At 37.6% G+C, this 16623-nt stretch carries 18 protein-coding genes and 2 pseudogenes; 19 read left to right on the plus strand and 1 reads right to left on the minus strand.

What is annotated here, in order from left to right:
• Window positions 1-13: 13 nt before the first annotated feature.
• The 15 genes and pseudogenes from ACQRBN_RS04080 (at window position 14) to ACQRBN_RS04150 (ending at window position 12376) form a co-directional block, all read left to right on the plus strand.
• Entirely contained in the window at window positions 14-1231 is a 1218-nt protein-coding gene (locus ACQRBN_RS04080) for a hypothetical protein (protein WP_297872943.1), read from the plus strand.
• A 53-nt stretch (window positions 1232-1284) separates the two neighbouring features.
• Complete coding sequence (locus ACQRBN_RS04085) at window positions 1285-3720, plus strand: FtsK/SpoIIIE domain-containing protein (protein ID WP_297935361.1); 2436 nt, start codon at window positions 1285-1287, stop codon at window positions 3718-3720.
• Between the two features lie 28 nt (window positions 3721-3748).
• On the plus strand, window positions 3749-4003 hold the full coding sequence (locus ACQRBN_RS04090) for a hypothetical protein (protein ID WP_297872945.1): 255 nt from the start codon (window positions 3749-3751) through the stop codon (window positions 4001-4003).
• Between the two features lie 33 nt (window positions 4004-4036).
• Window positions 4037-4294: a hypothetical protein gene (locus ACQRBN_RS04095; protein WP_297872946.1), complete on the plus strand. Its 258-nt coding sequence runs from the start codon at window positions 4037-4039 to the stop codon at window positions 4292-4294.
• Between the two features lie 11 nt (window positions 4295-4305).
• On the plus strand, window positions 4306-4578 hold the full coding sequence (locus ACQRBN_RS04100) for a hypothetical protein (RefSeq protein ID WP_297935358.1): 273 nt from the start codon (window positions 4306-4308) through the stop codon (window positions 4576-4578).
• Window positions 4575-4835, plus strand: coding sequence for a hypothetical protein (locus ACQRBN_RS04105; RefSeq protein WP_297872948.1), 261 nt, complete (start codon window positions 4575-4577; stop codon window positions 4833-4835). Before ACQRBN_RS04100 ends, ACQRBN_RS04105 begins: the two co-directional genes overlap by 4 nt.
• Window positions 4836-4843: 8 nt before the next feature.
• Complete coding sequence (locus ACQRBN_RS04110) at window positions 4844-6424, plus strand: Hsp70 family protein (RefSeq protein WP_297872949.1); 1581 nt, start codon at window positions 4844-4846, stop codon at window positions 6422-6424.
• Window positions 6425-6442: 18 nt separating this feature from the next.
• On the plus strand, window positions 6443-6910 hold the full coding sequence (gene grpE, locus ACQRBN_RS04115) for a nucleotide exchange factor GrpE (RefSeq protein WP_297872950.1): 468 nt from the start codon (window positions 6443-6445) through the stop codon (window positions 6908-6910).
• 123 nt (window positions 6911-7033) lie between these two features.
• Window positions 7034-8557 carry a hypothetical protein gene (locus tag ACQRBN_RS04120; protein WP_297872951.1) on the plus strand — a complete coding sequence of 508 codons (1524 nt, stop codon included), beginning with the start codon at window positions 7034-7036 and terminating at the stop codon, window positions 8555-8557.
• A 4-nt stretch (window positions 8558-8561) separates the two neighbouring features.
• A complete protein-coding gene (locus ACQRBN_RS04125) occupies window positions 8562-9596 on the plus strand; it encodes a sensor histidine kinase (protein WP_297935355.1) in 1035 nt (344 codons plus the stop codon).
• A complete protein-coding gene (locus tag ACQRBN_RS04130; protein WP_427737701.1) occupies window positions 9593-10216 on the plus strand; it encodes a response regulator transcription factor in 624 nt (207 codons plus the stop codon). The genes ACQRBN_RS04125 and ACQRBN_RS04130 overlap by 4 nt, the downstream gene beginning before the upstream one ends.
• 32 nt (window positions 10217-10248) lie before the next feature.
• Window positions 10249-10359, plus strand: a pseudogene (locus ACQRBN_RS04135) (phosphoesterase); the annotation flags it as partial.
• A gap of 267 nt (window positions 10360-10626) precedes the next feature.
• Window positions 10627-11079 (plus strand): DUF4869 domain-containing protein, encoded by a 453-nt coding sequence (locus tag ACQRBN_RS04140; protein ID WP_297872954.1) that lies wholly within the window; start codon window positions 10627-10629, stop codon window positions 11077-11079.
• Window positions 11080-11090: 11 nt separating this feature from the next.
• Window positions 11091-12065: a hypothetical protein gene (locus ACQRBN_RS04145; protein ID WP_427737702.1), complete on the plus strand. Its 975-nt coding sequence runs from the start codon at window positions 11091-11093 to the stop codon at window positions 12063-12065.
• A 164-nt stretch (window positions 12066-12229) separates the two neighbouring features.
• Window positions 12230-12376 carry a hypothetical protein gene (locus ACQRBN_RS04150; RefSeq protein WP_297935352.1) on the plus strand — a complete coding sequence of 49 codons (147 nt, stop codon included), beginning with the start codon at window positions 12230-12232 and terminating at the stop codon, window positions 12374-12376.
• Window positions 12377-12574: 198 nt separating this feature from the next.
• On the opposite strand, the gene ACQRBN_RS04155 is transcribed toward ACQRBN_RS04150, so the two are convergent.
• The gene (locus ACQRBN_RS04155) at window positions 12575-13012 is read right to left on the minus strand and encodes a MerR family transcriptional regulator (protein ID WP_427737703.1); all 438 of its coding nucleotides are present in this window, start codon (window positions 13010-13012) and stop codon (window positions 12575-12577) included.
• Between the two features lie 130 nt (window positions 13013-13142).
• Here ACQRBN_RS04155 and ACQRBN_RS04160 point away from each other — a divergent pair, with 130 nt between their 5' ends.
• From ACQRBN_RS04160 to ACQRBN_RS04175, 4 genes and pseudogenes are all read left to right on the plus strand, one after another.
• Window positions 13143-14135: an alpha/beta hydrolase gene (locus ACQRBN_RS04160; protein ID WP_427737705.1), complete on the plus strand. Its 993-nt coding sequence runs from the start codon at window positions 13143-13145 to the stop codon at window positions 14133-14135.
• Between the two features lie 15 nt (window positions 14136-14150).
• Window positions 14151-14402, plus strand: a pseudogene (locus ACQRBN_RS04165) (flavodoxin); the annotation flags it as partial.
• A gap of 340 nt (window positions 14403-14742) precedes the next feature.
• Window positions 14743-14877, plus strand: coding sequence for a DUF4062 domain-containing protein (locus ACQRBN_RS04170; protein WP_427737798.1), 135 nt, complete (start codon window positions 14743-14745; stop codon window positions 14875-14877).
• Window positions 14822-16606 carry an ATP-binding protein gene (locus ACQRBN_RS04175; protein ID WP_427737706.1) on the plus strand — a complete coding sequence of 595 codons (1785 nt, stop codon included), beginning with the start codon at window positions 14822-14824 and terminating at the stop codon, window positions 16604-16606. The genes ACQRBN_RS04170 and ACQRBN_RS04175 overlap by 56 nt, the downstream gene beginning before the upstream one ends.
• Window positions 16607-16623: the final 17 nt, after the last annotated feature.

Below are 16623 nucleotides of genomic sequence, written 5' to 3' on the forward strand. Positions count from 1 at the left end.
AGGGGAAAAAGAAATGCTGGATTTTTATCATGAAATTGCTGGTCTGGAATCCGAAATGACATTAAATGAATTAAAGCAGGAGCTTTTGAAACAGGAAAAAGTGTGGACGAAGCGTCAGGTAAATACGCCGGAAAAAGCTACAAAAATGCTTTCTATTATATTTGATGCAAAAAAAGCTTTTGAAACAGAATCGTCACGAAAGAAATATGATCGTGAACTGGAATTGAGTAAGAAGGAAAAGACAATTGACCCAGATGAGCAGCGAAAAGCAAGACTGAAAGAATGGACAGATAAGGCGAGAACTTTTTATGAAGATCATCAGTTTGAGCTTGCAGGTAATGCTTATGAAAAAGCAAGGGTATCGGAAAGTCCGGATGGAGAAAATGCAGATTTTTATAACCTGGGATATAATATTTTTTGTGAATTAGGGAATTTTTATAAAGCACTGGAGTGTACAGATAAAGAAGTGATTGCGGAGCCGGATAATTGTCGCTCTTATTTTGATAGGGAATATGTGCTGAGGCAGATGGCAATTCAGGAAGCACAGAACAGCCGGGTGGTTGGCAGTGCAAATCCGTATTATGACAAAGCACTAAATGCGAACCAGAAGTTATGTGATATGGCTCAGAAATATGGCATGACGGAACTTTATGCAAATGCCCTTGGACAAAGGGCAAGCATTCTCTATTCGTGTGGAGAGTATACGGAAGATAATTGTGAAGAAGTTCAGGAATATGCAAACAAATCTATTAGTTTGGGAGCGACAAATGGCGTTGCAAATGAAGTATTGGAGGCAATGAAGCCGGAACTGGAAGAATATAAAGAACGTAACAACTACATAAGGCAGTTAGAAGAGCAGACGGCAAATTATAAAAAGCGTCAACAGGAAGTAAGAGGATCTTCTAAAATGGGAGTGCTTGTTTTTGTTGTATCTGTGGTACTGGCATATTTGACCAGCGGTGTTGTATTTCCAATCTCTACGCTGATAGCAGCAGCCGGAATTGCCTATGGATGTTATAAATCTGCACAGGGAAGAAGTTCACTTGTATTGGTTTGTAGTGTAATTTGGTTATTCGCTTACAGCATAATGCGATCTACAAAACTTTATACGGTACTGGGATATGGAGCGGCTAGCGCGGCTGTAGTTCAGAAAAAATTTATATGTAATATTGTGTTCCTGATTGTGATTGCTGTGGCGGCCAATATTGTTGGAAAAATGAAAAAAAAATAATCTGTAAAGCCGACAGTAATTTTGATGTCGGCTTTTTTTGAAAGGGAGAAACTGTGGAAAATTTGTTGGAGATATGTGAGAAATTGTATATAGGAAATCCGCCGACAGTAATGGCTGATTTTATAGGGAAAGGAAATATTTGGATCAGCAATACATATGAGGATGGAGTGACGGATCTGGCAAAGATTGTCCTATATAAGGCAATTATGGAGACAGCGCCAGGACAGTTATCTATTATAGGGTATGATAGTGACTTGTCCGGAATATTTGCGCCGTTTTCCTCACTTTCTTCTGGCGGACAAAAAATCATGGAATTTATTCAGGATGAAGATGAATTAAAAGAACGATTTTTCTATCTGCGGCAACAGATTCAGTCGGTACAAAATGCAGTTCAGGGAAGAGCTGAGTCCCTTACTGAATTCAGAAGAATGGCAAATCGCCCGATAGAAGGCTATACGTTGGTTGTATTGGCGATGGACATGGGAACGATTGACTCGAAAATTTTGTCTTCGATGGCTACTCTTATGAGAAGCGGACCGGAATGGGGGTGTTCATTTCTTATAATTTCGACAACTTATCTCTGTATTCAGGGAGCAGATGGAAAAGAAACAGAATTTCATGTTGAATCCATTGCACCGAATATTTCAATTCTAGAAAACAATCAGGAACGAGTGAGGCTGTTGAATACGGATCAGTCTGCCATACCAGAAGTTTTAAAAGCAGAAACGATTATTCGAGATTGTGATTTGTTTATGGATAGGGTCAGAAATGTGGCGCTTCCTACTATAAAGTTTGAAGAATTACATGATTTTCATTCTGTGTGGAACAAAAGTTCAGTAGATGGACTACAGTTTTCGATAGGAAAATGGGGCATTAATGATGTACATATTATCATAGGAGATGAGATTAATCAAAGGCATAATGCGATTATAACAGGTGCAGTCGGGCAGGGAAAATCAAATCTGATTTCTGTGATTATACATAGTTTATGTCTTCAGTATTCACCACGGGAATTGCGCTTGTATCTTTTGGATTTTAAAGAAGGAGTTACGTTTAAGTCATTCTCCAATATCGGAAAGGAGGAGTATCTGCCACATGCAGAAGCACTTGGTCTGGAAAGCGATGTGAATTTTGGGTTGGCAGTTCTGCATGCTCTTTATCAGGAATATCAACGAAGAATGAAGATTCTAAAAGAAAAAGAGTATAAAAGTATTCGTGAACTCCGAAAGAAGGAACCGCAGACGAAAATGCCAAGAATCGTAGTTATTATTGATGAATTTCAGATGATGTTTGGCGATGATATTCAAACAGGAGAAAAGATTGTAGAAATATTAGAAAAATCGGTAAGACTTTTCCGGGCAGCGGGGATTCATTTTATTTTGGCATCGCAGACACTTGGCGGAAATCTTGTTTTGGCACAGAAAAGGGATGCAATTTTCGGACAGGTTCCAATTAGGATCGCATTAAAAAACACCTTATCCGAGTCTATGCAGACGTTGGCTGTAAACAATCCCGCAGCAGCATTTCTGCGTCCGAGAGAAGCCATTGTGAACTTGGATTATGGAGAAGTTTCACAGAATAAAAAATGTGTAGTGGCATTTGCTGATGAATCGGTTTTGACTCCGCTGCGATATCAGTGGTGGGAAAAAGCCAAAGGAGAATATCGAGCGCCTTACGTATTTGAAGGAGAAAAGAGAATTATGATTTCTGATAGCATTTCGAATGTGATAAAGAAAAAATGTGAGAATTCGACTCCTTCGGCATTTTTCGGTGAACGAATTTCTATCAGAGGAGAAGCAATCGGAATTCCGATGCTCATGGAACCAGGAAGAAATATTGCAGTAATTGGAGCTCCGGACGGAGAATGTAATCAGGCAGTCGGTATGATGGAGAGCATGGCAATTTCATTGGCGGTTCAACATACAAAGGGAGATGCAAGATTTTTGTTCTGCAATTTTACAAATACAAAAATTATTTTCTCAAAACAATATCCACATTTTTCAAAATTGATGGAGCAATGTGGATATTATCTGGAAGATATTCCGTGTAGACAGTTTGAAGAGACACTACGAAATTTGATGGAGGAAAAAACGGAAAATGAGACTGTTTATATGTTTGGAATAGGAATGGATAAATGGGGTTATGAACCAGATCCATATGGACAGGGAACAGTTTTAAAAGAGTTTGTAGAGAAGGGACCATCTGAAGGACTTCATTTTTTTGGATGGTGGGTGAAAGCATCTTCTTATACAGCACAGGTTGCTGGATTTGGAAACTCGGATGCATTTAATACCAAGATTTTTCTAAGGGTAGATGAGAGAGCGGTACAGTCTTTGACTTCACCTTTTGTACGATGGAAATCTCAGAACAACCGAGGGCTTTTATCAGATTCTGTTGAACTGGAGGAAGAGCTGGTATTTATTCCTTACGCACCTGTTACATCAGATGATGTGCTGAAAATAAAGGCGTACTTATATGAAGCAAATTAGAAAATAAAAAGAATTACGGGAGGTAACTATGTCACAAATTCAGCAGCTTGCTGCAGCAATAAACGTATCTGTTAGACAGATAGACGAACAGATAGCGAAGCTTGGAAACTATCAATCTAAATTGGAGGAAATGGCTCAGCGTGTGGATTCTGCATTGGGAAATGAAGATTCTGGAGGACGGGAGATGTTGAATCAGATTTCCATGACAAAACAACAATTGGATGAAACGATAAATCAGCTTCGGGTCGCAGGGGAAAAACTCCGTCAGATTCGTTTGGTTTAACTGAAACATGTATAGTAAGGAGAAGATAAAAAAATGTCAGTAGAAGAAATTATAAAGGAAGTAGTAACTATTAAAAATGTATCAAACGAGCTTTCGGGTATGACGGCTTCAAGTGCACAGACACTGCTTCAGAATAATAACCAGGTCATGGCTTTGGTTAAGGGGAGCAGAACCGGACAAGATGCTGTTTCAGCAGTTTCTGTAGCAGCGAGATCCCTCCAAAATGCAGCAGCTGTCATTAAGATACTGGGAACAAAGTGTGACAATTGTATTGCTGATTTGTCAAAATAACAGTGAAACAGATGGAAAGAAACAATAAAAATAAAATCAGGTTGAAAAATAGTCTACATTATGAGCTGGAAAGTAATATTTCTAATCTCAGCCGAGAAATAACAGAAATTCAGAATACAATTGTACTACTTGATGAGTTGATTGCAGGAGAGAGTTCTTTTGAAAGAGGACATATCACAGATAATTGTATCCACGCATCAGAATGTCTGGAAAGAGCAATACGGATGCTGCGGAAAGGTCAGGAATATGTTCGTCAATTGGATACAGGAGATGATGAAAGATGAACAGTATAGAACAGATTGTTCGCCAACTGACAGGAATAGATTCAAGATCAGACGGACATATTAGCAGGATGGAAAGAGAGAGAAGTTATATTCTGGAAAATATGGATAAGATTCAGAGTGTATTCGGAAATCAGCCGGCAGGACAGGAACTTGTGAAACAGTTATATGGAGTAATTAATGAGGTGGTCATGGCTGACAGTGCGATGAATGAATTGAAATCAGAGATTCGCCGGCTGTGCTGCAGATTTCAAAGATAGGAGTAATTATGTTGGAGAAAGTATATGGAATTGACTTAGGTACTACGAACTCCGCAATTGCAATTTTTGAGCGGGGAGAAGCGAAGATATTGAAGAATATGGATGATGACGAGGTGACACCTTCTGTTGTAGTATTTACAGGTGTGTCATCAGATGGAAAGGATGAATTCCTCGTAGGTGAACAGGCAAAGAATATGGCAGCAGCATGCCCGGAGCAGGTGGTTCAGTTTGTGAAGAGGAATATGGGGAACCATGGTGAGATATATAATTTTACAGCACCAAGTGGTAAAGATTATACGCCAGAGATGATTTCTTCGTTGATTTTAAGAAAAATATGTAAAGATGCGGAGCAGTATGATGGAGAGAATCTGGTGAAAGATGTAGTGATTACGGTTCCGGCGTATTTTGATGATGCGAAACGAATTGCTACAAAGCAAGCAGGTGAAATCGCAGGTCTTCATGTGTTGAGAGTGATAAATGAACCTACGGCAGCAGCAATAGCATTTGGGCTGGATCATTCCTATCAGGGAAGAATTCTGGTATATGATCTTGGCGGCGGAACATTTGACGTAACAGTGATGGATGTAAAAGACGGATTTTTTGATGTGATTGCGACAGGCGGAGATCCGCAGCTAGGAGGCATTAATTTTGACCAGAAATTAGTAGAATTGATTCGTGAACAGCTGGAAGAAAAAGGATGCACTGTGGATGACGAAGATGATGCAATTATGGCTGACATACGCGAAAAAGCAGAAAAAACAAAAATCCAGCTTTCAGGAGTAGAACATTCCAGACCGTTTTTTACTATTCAGGGAAAGACCTATCGTTTGGATATTTCCAGAGAGAGTTTTGAAGCAGCATCCAAACCGTTGATAGAACGTACCCAATTCATATTAGATGATGTAATGTGCGAAAAAGGAGTTATCTGGGAAGAAATTGACCAAGTACTTATGGTAGGAGGTTCGACAAAAATGCCCATGGTAAAAAGGTGGTTGGAACAGATATCTGGTAAAGAAGTGGCGTATAAAGTAGATCCGGATACGGCAGTTGCCAAAGGAGCGGCAATATTTGCAAGCACGCTAAAGGAAGAAAGTGGCTCTAAATCATCGGTGATTCCGATGGGGCTGAAGAGCGGAGAAGATAAGGAAGAAGGAATCGCAAAACTGGTAATTTCGGATGTTACATCCCAGTCGTTGGGAGCGGTATCATGGGATACCGTGTTAAAAAAAGAGGTAAATACGGTCATTATTCCGAACAATACAAAGATTCCGGCAAAATGCTCGCAGGAATTTATGACATTGGAAGATAACCAGACTTCACTTAAATTACAGGTGACAGAAGGGAATGATTCCGAATTGGAATATGTGAAAATTATCGGTGAAAGTCTTTTGCGGATCCCACCATATCCAGCGGGCTCTGGTGTAAAAGTTATTTACGCTTATGACCCGGATCAGACTGTTTTTATTGAAGTTATTGATATGGTTACCAATAAAAGTCTGGGTACTTTTGAAGTCGAGAGAACATCGAATCTTTCAAATGAAGAAATGGTTCACGCAACGGACATTGTCTGTAAAACAAATGTGGAATAGAAAATGGAAGGTGGATATATGTCTGAACAAGAATATGAAAAAATCCTATGTGAAATGAAAGAAGAATTAGTGGGAATGAAGGATTTGTTTGTACGCAGGCTTTATGAGGATAAGCAAAAAACAGAATTAATCCGGATTTTAACGGAGCAGATTCATTTTACGGTGTTGGAACCATTTATTTCAGATCTGATTTTGGTGTTAGATCGTCTGGAAAGTTCAGAAGATGAATTTTCCTGTTCTGTGCATGATGAGATATATGATATTCTCCACCGAAGAGGAGTAGAAGAAATAGATACGAGAAAAGAATTTGATCCTTCTGTAATTAAAATTGTGCGTGTGGAAGAAAAAAATGGAGTCGATAAAATGGAGATTGAAAAGGTTATTCGTAAAGGATATCGAACTGTGGGAAAAGTATTACGGTCTGCAGAAGTGGCAGTTTTAGTTCCAGCACGGGAAATAGACAGTTCTAAACAGGAGAAACTGTAATTTGCATAAGTTGTAGCATGATGATGGAATACTAGCATTTCAATCTATTTCCCAAAGGAGAGTCATCATTATAAATAAAAATGCTATAATGAACGGAGAACTTTTTATATCTGGAGGGAGTTTATGAATGAACAGAACTGTAGAATTTTAAATTTAATAGGTGCCACTATATTATTGTTAGCGGTTTCTGCATATCGTCAGCTTAGTATAAGATATTTACAGGGAGATTTTGTACGACCATATATTGTTTATGCAGTATATATATTTCTTCTTTTGAACTGGCAGTATTTTATCAGCACAAAGATTACACAGAAGATGATGAGTTTCCATCTTACTGCACAAAATATTGTCTGTATCTTTTATATCACTGTTCGCTTTGTACAGGATGCATTTCTCTATGTAGACGTTCAGCTAATGCGTTTTACTGGATACTTCATTCATATATTAGTGGTACTGGGGCCTTTGTTTGGCTTGTATGGTGCATTTTATCTTGGCAAATCTGAGGATTATCGTATTAACAGGAAATGGTATATGTTGTTGATTCCTGCTTTTGGTTTGATTGCGATGGCTCTGACAAACGAATACCACCATTTTTTATTTTATGTAGTACCGGAAGAACCGCAGCCGAACCTATATTTTCATCCATACATCGGAACATATCTTACATATTTATGGGGATTGGGGATAGTTTGTTATCAAGTGTATGTAATCTATAAACGTAACGAAGCAATTAAAACGGACCCGCTCTATAAAAAGCTGATTCCGTTTTATGAACCAATATTACTTCTTGTGTTTAGTATTCCGTATGCAGCGACTGCTTACGTAATACGGTTTGAAATCGTCGAATTATCAGCCGGACTTATTTTTATAGCAGTCTTATGTTGGAATTTATACATATTCATTGGGCTTATACCGGTGAATACTTGTTATGGTAAGGTGTTTCGAAAATCAACAGTGGCAATGCAGATTCTTTCGTCGGATGGTACGCCGATTGTTATTTCTGAAAATGCATCCAATATTACACCGCAAGTGTTGGAAATTTTAAAACGGAAGAAACGCATCCTTACCAGTGAGGATATAGAAATGAATATTCATAATATTTCAAATGGCTACATGATTTGGCAGAATGATTTGTCTGAAATAAATCAGGTTTTTCGTAAGTTACAGAATTTAAATATAGAACTAGAACAAAAACAAGATCTGTTGGCTCAGGAAATTCGCATTAAATCTAATGAAGCAAACATTCAGGTTAGAAATGATATCTATGATCAGCTTACCACTGAATTGTCCAAACAGCTTTGCTTATTAGAAAAATTGTTGCCAGAGGAAGAACACCCGGGAAAATGGGATAAAATTAGTTTGATAGGGACATATATTAAGCGGTTTTGCAATTTGCAGCTTACTTATCAGGAGAATCAGATGATTCCAAACAATGACTTACGAATTAGTTTGGAAGACATGGCAAAATGTATGAGAAATATCGGCCTAGATGTAAGACTTATCTTTTGTCCGACAAAGCAATTGGAGCCGCAATGTATTTTGTACGCTATGAAGAGGTTAGAAGAAATATTAGAAGAATCTGATTTTCGATTATCGGCAATTTCTATCTGTGTAAGTGACGACGTTTATTTTGAGAAGAAGGAGTAATGCTGTGATTATGAAAAAGCAAACGGTTAAAATGATTAAGCAGGCAATTGATTCTTATCCCGGAGGAATTTGTTTTGCAACATTAGACGGACGGGTGATTCTCGTGAATGAGAAAATGAATGAACTTGTGAACGAACTCCTCGGTCATACGATTTTGAATGCAAAAGTCACATGGGAGAAATTGGAACAGTGCACAGATTCGCCTACAAGTAAGAGATTAAATAAGCCGTGGTTCACACAATCTTTGGATGAAACGACAGACAATGATCATCGCCGTATATTTTTTCAATTTGCAGACAAAAGTGTTTGGCGTTTTGAATGGCAGCTTATTGATAAAAATACTGTTCAGATAGAAGCGGCAGAGATTACCAGGCTTTACCAATTAAGTGAAGAACTGCATGAAAATAATGTACGTCTGCATGAAATGCAGGAACGTCAAAAATCTTTATTAGATAATATAGTACAGATTAATCAGAACAAAGAAATTTTAGCGATTAAAATGCGTATTCATGACGAGTTTGGAAATTGCCTGCTTGCGACCCAAAAAGCAATTAGTGAACAAAATTTGCCTGAAAACGTAGAAGAGCTTAGAGAAAACTGGAGTAACACAATCCGCAATTTTTCGAATATTCCTATGATATGGTCTGTTCCAGACGCGGCGCTTCAATCTGAACTCTTACAAGTTGCTGAACTTATAGGATGTAAGGTGAATTTTATTGGAGACCAGCCTGCTGAACGATTGGCACTTAGGCTGGTTTATGCATCTGTGCGTGAAGCTTTGACAAATGCAGTACGTCATGCAGATGCTACGGAACTTACGGTGCAGATAGATAAATCCGTATCTGGTTATCATATAGAAATATCTAGTAATGGAGCTGCTGTGAATTCTGAAATCAAAGAGGGAAATGGTCTTAGTGGATTAAGGAGACGTTTAGAGCAAGAAGGAGCTATACTTAAAATTCTATACAATCCGGGAGTTACACTTGTTGTAGATGTTCCAACAGATGTTATCAAACCACAGAAAGGAGAAAATAAATGATTCAAGTCTTAATTGTGGAAGATTCTCAGATATTCCGTAAAGTTATAGAGAATCAGATTGCTCGGTCAGAACAATATGCACTATATGCTTCCATAGAAAATGCTGCGAATGCGGAGATTGCATGTTTGCGAGGTAAAGTTGATCTTATTCTTATGGATGTATGTACTGCCGATGATGAATCGGGTTTGAAAGCGGCAGCGAAAATCAAGCAATATAATTCAAAAATCAAAATTATTATTATGACATCTATGCCGGAGCACTCTTTCATTCAAAAAGCAAAAAAATATGGTTGCGACGGATTTTGGTATAAAGAATATGAGGATAATTCTCTCATAGAAATTTGTGATCGCGTTCTAAATGGTGAAAAAGTATATCCTGAAAATACGCCAATCATACGAATCGGCTGTGCAGACAATCGTGAATTTACAAATCGTGAATTTCAGATTATTAGAGAACTTACCAAGGGCAGAAAATATGAAGACATAGCGGTAGAACTTGATATTTCTCTAAATACAGTTAAGTATCATATTAAAAATATTTTACTGAAAACAGGTTTTCAAAATACTTTGCAGGTAGTCGCCGAAGTTGTGGAAAGGCGTCTGATTCTTCCTAAGTATTAAAAGGTGAGATACATCGTGTAGATGAAAAACAGATTCCTTGTAACAGGATTAATTGTTTCTGTATGTATTCAGATTATACGCCGCTTACTTTAGATGAGTGGATTGAATTTGACAGAAAACGAAGAGCCGGGAATACGAGGTAGATATTATATCAAAAGATCATTTTATTGTCCCTCGAGATGTCCCTCAGATGTCACCTAAGATGGATCAAATACTCAGATTGTAAATCTGATCCGGAAGAATAGTAAAATGAGTATGGCTATAATGGATATTGGAAATCCATTGAATAAAACCGTAATCTTTTTATCCTGGAGTGATTTTTTTTTTTAGATATGATATACTGAATTATCAGATGTAAGAAGATATGTAAAGAATATTTGAAAAGGTATTAAGAAGAATGGAGAGACGGAATGCTTACAATAATTTATGGCGATACTTCGAACAGCATTTATAATACAAGCGTTTATTTTAAAAACACATATGAACCTGAATGGCTTGAAACAGATCTTGCTAAAAAAATGATTATGGATGTTGATCATTCCGAAGTTTTGAGTGGGGAATGTATTAACAGTCCGGTTCTTGGACAAATTCCACCGGAACGTTTATCGGGTGGAGTGAAAACATTATTATTGATGTTAAACGAACCGGACAAAATATTTAATGCGTCTACCTGTGGAGATAATTGCGCAAAATGGATACTGGAGATTGGTAAACAGCAGGATCTTACAATCAATTTACGCCATATGATGAGTTTTGGAAAAGATACTAAATTTGATATCCAGATAAAAAATGGGGGAGAATTCGTTCATACTATGCGGGAATTAATTCCATTTGCAAGTAAATACTTGAATGAGATGCAATAGGGGTAGCGGATATGAAAGGTTCACATAGAGTAATTATAGAAGCGAAAAGAGTAAAATATGATTTTACCCTGACAAGAAATATCACGATTTTAACAGGAGATAGTGCTTCTGGGAAAACGGTGTTAATTGATTACATTCGTGATTATAGAAGGTATGGTTCTGAAAGTGGCGTAATGGTTTCCTGTGACCGTGAATGCCGAACACTCGATAATGAAGACTGGGAAATGCAGCTAAAAAGAATAACAAACAGTATTATTTTTATTGATGAAGGAAATAGATTTGTCACTTCAAAAGAGTTTGCAAAGCTTGCGCTTGAGTCAGACAATTATTTTGTTCTTGCAACGCGGGAAAAAATGCCTATGCTCCCATATAGTGTACAGGAAATCTACGGATTCCGCGAATCTGGGAAATATCATGAAGCAAAGCAGAAATATAATGAAATGTATCACCTTTATGGTGAGATTTCAGCGCAGAGTTCTATAGAGCCTGAATTAGTAATTACCGAGGACTCAAATTCCGGATATGATTTTTTCGCAAAATTGTCCGAACAGAAAAATGTCAATTGTATTTCTGCAAATGGGAAATCTAATATCATCAAATGCTTGCAGGACAGTGAAAAAACGCAAGGTACACGTTTGATTATAGTGGATGGAGCAGCATTTGGTTCTGAAATGAAAGAGGTATATGAATATTTGAACACAGTTGGTAATGTTGTGCTTTATGCACCAAAATCATTTGAATGGTTATTGCTTTCGTCCAATACTATTCCAAATGCAAATGTTACAGAGATTCTGCAGGAACCGGAGAATTACATAGACAGCAAAAAATATGCAAGTTGGGAAAGATTCTTTACAGCTTTGCTAATAGACATGACCAAAGGTGATCCGGTCTGGTCATATTCTAAGAAAAAAATATCGAGTGTTTATGTATCTTCAAAAGTGATAACTGCTGTGAAAAAAATGATGAAATTAGTTATATGGGATTAGTGTAAAATTGCACAATCCTGTAGTCGACCCCCATAGACAAATCGACAATAACGTTGTATAGTAATAATAGAAATCTGGTCAATTGAATATGTTTATCATTCCTGCTTGTAAGGGGATGGTAGCCGGAACATGATATCTGTTAGTAACAACAGAGCTTTCCCCGGATGTTAGCAGTTGCAAAGAATCTGCTAATTTTCAGGGCTTATCTGGACTTAACAGAAAGGATATTCAGATTACCAGAATTTGATTTGAAAGTGAAAAAAGTCCTTGATAATAAAGGGCTAAACATATCAGTTCTTGACAGGGATTAACAGAACCACAGAGCTCTCCTAAGCGCTAGTTGTGAGTTCGATTCTCGCAGGTAACGTTGGAAAAAGCGGTTGTGACTAGTAGAGAATGCTAGGTCATGAACCGCTTTTTGTTTTCAATGAGATGAAACAAAGCAGGTGAAGCATCCGGCTGATTTCAAAGGACATGCAGAGGAAATCATTGAGAAAAGCAATATAGTTCTAAATATGTGCTTTATCATATAATTGTTGGATTTCAGCAGGAAATTTGTTGGGCATCATTTCGTTGATTTTATCCTCATTTCCATCAGCCATTGCTTTTTCGTAATACCAGCATTTGAACTTTAGCATGGCAAGAGTTTTTTCAAGAGCATTTATTTCTTCTTCTACAGCTTTTTTGCGTAATTCAAAAAGTTCTTTTCTGTTTGCATAGGTTGAACTTCCTTCCGATACCCATTTGAAAAACTGCTTTATTTCTTTGATTTCCAGTCCGGACTTTTTCAGGCATTCTATGACTCGGATTGCTTCAAGTTCCGCATCACTGAATTGTCTGATATTGCCCTTACGCTCCAGATTAGGAAAAAGACCTTCTTTGTCATAGTATCTTAAGGTTGAAATGGGAAGATGAAACATATCTGCGACTTGTCCTATTGTATACATGCATTTATCCTTTCAAAAAATTAAAAATTGATATTGACCTAAAGTTAGGTTTAGGTACTACAATACAATTATTATAAAGTATAGTGCTTTTGATTACAAGAAAATAATTGAGATTATGAAAGGATTTATCATGATGAAAACAGAAGAACTTCAGTTGGTATCAGAATGGGATAAGACATTTCCAAAGAGTGAAAAAGTAGACCATAAAAAAGTGACATTTATCAATAGATATGGCATTACTCTTGCAGCAGATATGTATATACCAAAGAATGTAAAAAACAAACTGCCTGCGATTGCGGTCAGCGGACCATTTGGAGCGGTAAAGGAGCAGTGTTCCGGTCTCTATGCACAGACCATGGCAGAACGGGGATATCTTACCATTGCCTTTGATCCATCCTATACAGGTGAAAGTGGTGGAATTCCCAGATATATGGCTTCACCGGATATCAATACGGAGGATTTTATGGCAGCAGTGGATTTCCTTTCCGTGCAGGATTGTGTGGATACTGAGAAAATCGGTATCATCGGTATTTGTGGATGGGGCGGGATGGCCCTGAATGCAGCTGCCCTCGATACAAGAGTGAAAGCCACTGTGGTGTCTACCATGTATGACATGAGCAGGGTAAATGCAAATGGCTATTTTGATTCTGAAAACAGCGAGGAATCCAGATTTAAGAAAAAGCAGGCTTTGAATGTTCTTAGAACCAAAGAGTATAAAATGGGCGAGTATTCCAGGGGAGGCGGATGTATGCCGTTGCCGGTTCCTGAAGATGTGCCATTTTTCGTAAAGGATTACAGTGAGTATTATAAGGGCAGATGTTATCATGCAAGAAGTCTTAATTCCAATGAAGGCTGGAATAGTATCGGATGCCAGTCTTTCATGAATCAGCCAATTTTAAGATACAGCAATGAAATAAGAAGCGCTGTGCTTATCATGCATGGTGAAAAGGCACACAGTTTTTATTTTGGAAAGGATGCTTATGATGCCATGATTCAGGATAGTCAATACACAGAAAATAAGGAACTGTTAGTGATTCCCGGTGCGGTCCATACAGATCTTTATGATAATCTGGATGTGATTCCTTTTCATAAAATGGACGACTTTTTCAAACAGAATATGTAACGGAGGGGTAAAAACATGAAGAAGAAATTAGTGGCATTTTTTAGTGCAAGTGGAGTGACAAAAAAGGCAGCGGAAAGAATAGCAGAAATAGCAAATGCTGATTTATTTGAAATAAGACCAATGGTACGTTATACAGAGGCCGATCTCAATTGGATGGATAAGACATCCAGAAGTTCAGTTGAGATGAATAATCCAATGTCAAGACCTGAAATAGCAGTCAAGGTGGACGATATATCACAATATGACACAGTGATCATAGGATTTCCTAAAATGGAGCAAGGTTTTAACTGTGTATAGCGTCTACCAAGTAACAATACAACTGAATATAGCCACACAATATACAAAGCATAGGAAAAAATGTGTATGCAGTAAGTGGGAAATATATAATGACTGGCAAGGAGAAATGGGACTCCCTATGCCAGTTTTTTGTTGAGGAGAACGTATTACATAGAGGTTTGGTTGTTGCTAAGACAAAACTTCTGGTAAATGAACATTGATTATAGTATAATATTGAGAAACACATTGATAGTTATTAAAGCTGTAGTAAATGGATAGAGGTAATAGAAATGAAATATAATATAATACAGGATTAGCACAATGACCAGCAATTTTTGTAAGTTCAACTTGCTATGATTTAAAGCAAATCAGGCAAAATATAAGGGACTTTATTGAAGATGATCTGGGTTATGAAGCTATACTATCAGAACATATTAAATGTTTTGCCAATTTGGAAAAAGAATAGTACAGCTGATTTTTCTGAGATAGTTGATTCGCCTAGAATATTTGATTTTGTTGATACTTTAAGAAACAAGGATAGTAATTGGATTCATGAATTCAATAGCGGTAAAGACATCATTAATTGTCTAAAAAAGCAATGGGCTTATTTGGTTAATGATTGTCTGTGCTTAAGACAGCACTTTCATAGGGAAGGGATATCACCTAAAGTATTACAATATTCAGGTCGTGTATTTGAAATAGCTGTTGAAAAGCCAGATTTTTGGGAATATCTTTTATTTGCAGCGGCGTTAAAAGATAATTTAGGTAGATTAGACGACTTAAGATATGATATGAAATATGGAATTTCATTTAGAAATGCAGTTCTGTATGATGAACCAAAGGAAATTATTGATTTTGTTCAAATCAAATGTAGTGAGTTTGTAAATAGAACAAGCTGGCGTGATGAGTATTTGAAATGGATCTGCGGTTTCGCAAATGCTCAGGGTGGCAAGATATATATTGGAACTGATGACAACGGCACCGTCATTGGTGTACAAGACAGTAAAAAGTTGTTGGAAAATATTCCAAATAAAGTTCGGGATATTCTTGGTATCATTGTGGATGTTAATTTGCTTACACAAGAGGACAAGGATTATATTGAAATCTGTGTCAATCCGAGCAGTTATCCGGTCAATTACAAAGGAGAATATCATTATCGGAGTGGCAGTACAAAGCAGCTTTTAAGAGGAGCAGCTTTGACAGAGTTTCTATTGTCTAAAACAGGATATAAATGGGATGCAGTTCCGGTGGATGGTGTTACGGTTGACGATCTGGACAAAGAGAGTTTCGACATTTTCCGGCGTGAGGCTCTGCGAAGCGGTCGTATGACAGAAGAAGATCTGAATATGAGTAATGAACAGCTTTTGGACAGTCTTGGTCTTTTTGAGCAAGGCAGGCTGAAACGTGCGGCAATTCTTCTGTTTCATCGCAACCCGGAAAAATGGGTCACAGGTGCATATATCAAAATCGGATATTTTGGAGAAGGCTCCGACCTGCGTTATCAGGACGAAATTCATGGTTCATTATTTATACAGGCAGACAGGGTTATAGAATTGATTTACTTGAAGTACATGAAAGCGATGATATCTTATGACAATGTTACCAGAATTGAAACATATCCGCTTCCGAAAGCGGCTGTCAGGGAGGCGGTATATAATGCGATTATTCATTCTAATTATGCAGCATTAGTTCCGATACAGATACGGATTCATGAAGATGCAGTGTATATCAGTAATGACTGCGTATTTCCGGTAGGCTGGACAGTAGAAACATTGATGGAGCGCCATCGTTCGCAACCCTATAATCCCAATATTGCCAATGGATTTTTCCGGGCAGGATATGTGGAAACATGGGGACGTGGGATAGAAAAGATATGTGAAGCTTGCAAAAAGCATGGAGTTCCTTTGCCGGAATATAAAATTCATTTAGAAGATATTATGGTAAAATTTACACCTTTATTGAGCTCTAAAGTGTCAAAAGAACAAAATGGCACTTTAAGTGGCACTTTAGATGGCACTTTGGAAGAAAAGATATTATTGACGATAAAGAAAAATCCTCATGCAACGCAACAACAAATTGCGCTGGAGATTGATTGTTCTGAACGAAAAGTAAAACGCCTTATGAAAGCAATGCAGGAAGAGGGCATTATTGAACGTATCGGTGGTCGGAAATTAGGACAATGGATTGAAAAATAAAGGTTACTTTGACAAGA

Origin of the sequence: Bariatricus sp. SGI.154 (assembly GCF_050313795.1) — a bacterium.
Classification (GTDB): Bacteria; Bacillota; Clostridia; order Lachnospirales; family Lachnospiraceae; genus CAMBRQ01.